Raw genomic sequence first — 2,656 nt, 5'->3', positions numbered from 1 at the left:
ATTCGAGGGTTCCGTAAATGACCTTTTTGTTGACGCTATTGGGGTTTGTCGGAGTCGTTACACTGATGGCGATAGGCGTGATTTTTTCGCGCAAGCCAATCAAAGGCAGTTGTGGAGGACTCGCACAGTTAGACATTGAGCGCGAATGCAATTGCAAGGATGTGTGTGAAGGGCAAAGCCGAAAGTTGTATCAGATCTCTGAGCCATCAAGCTAAGTATCGAGAATTCACTGTCGTTGAGCTAGCTAACGTTGGGCTAGTTCGCGAGTTAAGCGCTTTGAATCACCAACGCGTGACCGTTGACGATGCACTTGGCGACTTTGGCTCGTGCACGCTTGATGATGTTGCCGAACGTTTGGCGAGACACCTGCATTTGTTCAGCGGCTTCAAGTTGGCTCAATCCTTCTTGATCAGCTAAGCGTAAGGCTTCTAACTCTTCTAATAGCAATTCTTCTTTATGAAGCTCGTCCATAGGAACGCCATTAGGCTTAAAACAAGAGTAAGCCGCTCGGGTGCATAACTGGCGATGTTTTTTTGGTCGAGCCATATCAATCTCTAGGTATTTAAGGTTAAAAGGTAAGTATGAAGGTTTTTATTCCACACAACCATCGGCGTTGCCAAGTGTGCAGCCAAGGTTTTTTCGCAGACAGCCCCATTTGTTTTGAAGCCGTTGGCGAGCGCGAGACTTTAGTCAATCATAAAGCCTTGGCCAATCATGAAGCTTCAATTAAGAGTGAAGCTTTAGCTAAATATAAAACCAGGGCCAAGATTGTACCAACAGATAAAGCTGAGGGCTACGATGGCATTATGCAGGGTGGCATTGTCACCGCGTTACATGACAGTGCGATGTTGCATTGTTTGTTCCAAAATAACATCACTGCAATGACGGTGAGTTTGTCGTCTCGCTTTCACCATCCAATCGCCATTGGTCAGGAACTCGAAATTTGCGCTCAATGGGTGAAAAGCAGACGTAATCTTTATTTCCTCGAAAGCCAAATTACGCAGTGTGGGAAGTTATGTTCGTCGGCAAAGAGTCAGTTCATGTCAGCCCCGCCTAGATTTGATCTGAACTAGAAGCTTTGTTCTTTTTGAAGTATTTGAACGCTGTCCAGACGGCATAAGCCGAAACACCTACGATCAACGCTGAGCGAAGTAGAATAGGTGCATCATGCTCAAGTTGACTAACATGCGGCACAATACTAGCGAACAATCGACTGGTAAAAAGCAGCCCCATTACTAACATAACAATTTTATTCATGTGACCTGCCGTTCAATAGGGTACGTTGCACAGAAACAATTATGGGGTGGGTTACACGGCCAAAAAACTATTCTGCTCGAAATAAAATCATGCGCTTCTCAAGCTTGGTCGTCAACGCGATATCAGCTTAAAGCCAGTAAGCTAAAGTTTCGTTTTTGAAAGCGAGGGGGATTAAAAGTGAAGAGGGGATTGAAAGGGGGAAGAAGAGTGATGCGCTAGGGCTTGTTCTTCAAACTAAAATGCCACCGCAAATCTGCAGTGGCATTTGAATGACAACAAACCATCATGTAAATCTTTAATTACAGCTCGAATACAAACTAAAGCTCTAACAGTTTGGCTAATTCACGCTCTTCGAGAAGTTCTTCAATGCGTTGACGAGCCTTAGGCCCTTCTGCTTGCGCTTTGGTTGACTTGCCGGCTTTTTTACTGCGGCTCGTTTTTGTTTTTTCCTTAGTTGTCATCGGTAACCTTCCTTGTATTTTCTATCTTACAGGTTGCATGTCTCTTTTAGTACTTTACCTGCTTTAAATGCTGGTGTTTTTGACGCTGAGATTTGAATCTCTTCTCCAGTTCTTGGATTGCGACCAGTGCGAGCAGCGCGGCTATTCACTTTAAAGCTACCAAATCCAAGGATAGATACATCGTCGCCATTAGCAAGCGTAGTCGAGATGCCTTCAACGAGTGCATTGAGTGCTGTGCCTGCTTGCTCTTTTGAGATGTCAGCAGAAGTTGCGATGTGTTCAACTAATTGAGATTTGTTCATGTTTTAAATTCCTTGTCGAGTTCGTCTGGCGTTTGGTTTTTGCAAACTATTGGTTAAATATGACCAATATGAACTGAAGTTATGTCATTGCTAGGATTGAACTTTGTAAAGTAACAAACGAAGTTGATTATAAAAACATATCACGCCTCATTCAATGCAAATCATTGACTATTACTTGTTTTCGGCCAGTTATGGACAGTGAGTCATGAAAATGAACATCGTTTTGTTTAAATTAATTCATGATATCAATTGAAAGTTAATATTTTGCTGTATGTAGAACAGACAAAAAAGCCCAGCGTGTGTGCTGGGCTCATGCTTTTTTGAAGCAATCTGTTTTTTAAAGCAATCGAGTATTTGAAGCGGTTTTGTACTCGGAGCTAACGCAACGAAAATTATTTAGTAATAAAGATCTGTTCCGTTTTTAGCGAAGTCATCGAGCGAACTTGGCGCCAAATGTAGTAGAAGATACCTAACATCATCAACATACTTGGTATAGCGATGGCCGGGTAGCTGTAAAGTGTCAACTTACCCAATTCTTCATTAAAAGCTGCAGTACCTGCTGGGCTAGTCACAATCCAAGTCGCTAGAAAGTAGTTCATCGCAGAAGAAAATGCGAAGGTACTAGCGAATAGGTAG

At 42.8% G+C, this 2,656-nt stretch carries 6 protein-coding genes and 1 pseudogene; 2 read left to right on the top strand and 5 right to left on the bottom strand.

Going from position 1 to position 2,656, the window contains the following annotated elements; all coding sequences use genetic code 11:
* Positions 1–17: 17 nt before the first annotated feature.
* A complete protein-coding gene (nqrM, locus tag AB4653_RS11955; protein ID WP_012604162.1) occupies positions 18–215 on the top strand; it encodes a (Na+)-NQR maturation NqrM in 198 nt (65 codons plus the stop codon).
* Between the two features lie 52 nt (positions 216–267).
* On the opposite strand, the gene AB4653_RS11950 is transcribed toward nqrM, so the two are convergent.
* Positions 268–546, bottom strand: a complete 279-nt coding sequence (locus AB4653_RS11950; RefSeq protein WP_004734814.1) for a DUF134 domain-containing protein — start codon at positions 544–546, stop codon at positions 268–270.
* Positions 547–581: 35 nt separating this feature from the next.
* Between AB4653_RS11950 and AB4653_RS11945 the strand changes: the two genes are divergently transcribed.
* Positions 582–1,073 (top strand): PaaI family thioesterase, encoded by a 492-nt coding sequence (locus AB4653_RS11945; RefSeq protein WP_102258558.1) that lies wholly within the window; start codon positions 582–584, stop codon positions 1,071–1,073.
* Here the strand turns inward: AB4653_RS11945 and AB4653_RS11940 are convergent.
* From AB4653_RS11940 to AB4653_RS11925, 4 genes and pseudogenes are all read right to left on the bottom strand, one after another.
* Complete coding sequence (locus AB4653_RS11940) at positions 1,054–1,257, bottom strand: hypothetical protein (protein WP_012604160.1); 204 nt, start codon at positions 1,255–1,257, stop codon at positions 1,054–1,056. The genes AB4653_RS11945 and AB4653_RS11940 overlap by 20 nt on opposite strands.
* A 317-nt stretch (positions 1,258–1,574) precedes the next feature.
* Positions 1,575–1,718 carry a hypothetical protein gene (locus AB4653_RS11935; protein WP_009846967.1) on the bottom strand — a complete coding sequence of 48 codons (144 nt, stop codon included), beginning with the start codon at positions 1,716–1,718 and terminating at the stop codon, positions 1,575–1,577.
* A 26-nt stretch (positions 1,719–1,744) separates the two neighbouring features.
* Positions 1,745–2,020 (bottom strand): HU family DNA-binding protein, encoded by a 276-nt coding sequence (locus AB4653_RS11930; RefSeq protein ID WP_102258557.1) that lies wholly within the window; start codon positions 2,018–2,020, stop codon positions 1,745–1,747.
* 392 nt (positions 2,021–2,412) lie between these two features.
* Positions 2,413–2,656: pseudogene (locus tag AB4653_RS11925) on the bottom strand (MFS transporter); the annotation flags it as partial.

The sequence above is a fragment of the Vibrio sp. 10N.222.48.A3 genome (assembly GCF_041475345.1).
GTDB lineage: Bacteria > Pseudomonadota > Gammaproteobacteria > Enterobacterales > Vibrionaceae > Vibrio > Vibrio tasmaniensis_A.
Note: the sequence above shows the minus strand (reverse complement) of the source record. Positions and strands in the feature narration are given on the sequence as shown.

Bases quoted from the DNA above. Each gene is read 5' to 3' on its own strand.
- AB4653_RS11945 (WP_102258558.1), top strand. From the start codon at position 582: ATGAAGGTTTTTATTCCACACAACCATCGGCGTTGCCAAGTGTGCAGC.
- AB4653_RS11940 (WP_012604160.1), bottom strand. From the start codon at position 1,257: ATGAATAAAATTGTTATGTTAGTAATGGGGCTGCTTTTTACCAGTCGA.
- nqrM (WP_012604162.1), top strand. From the start codon at position 18: ATGACCTTTTTGTTGACGCTATTGGGGTTTGTCGGAGTCGTTACACTG.
- AB4653_RS11950 (WP_004734814.1), bottom strand. From the start codon at position 546: ATGGCTCGACCAAAAAAACATCGCCAGTTATGCACCCGAGCGGCTTAC.
- AB4653_RS11930 (WP_102258557.1), bottom strand. From the start codon at position 2,020: ATGAACAAATCTCAATTAGTTGAACACATCGCAACTTCTGCTGACATC.
- AB4653_RS11935 (WP_009846967.1), bottom strand. From the start codon at position 1,718: ATGACAACTAAGGAAAAAACAAAAACGAGCCGCAGTAAAAAAGCCGGC.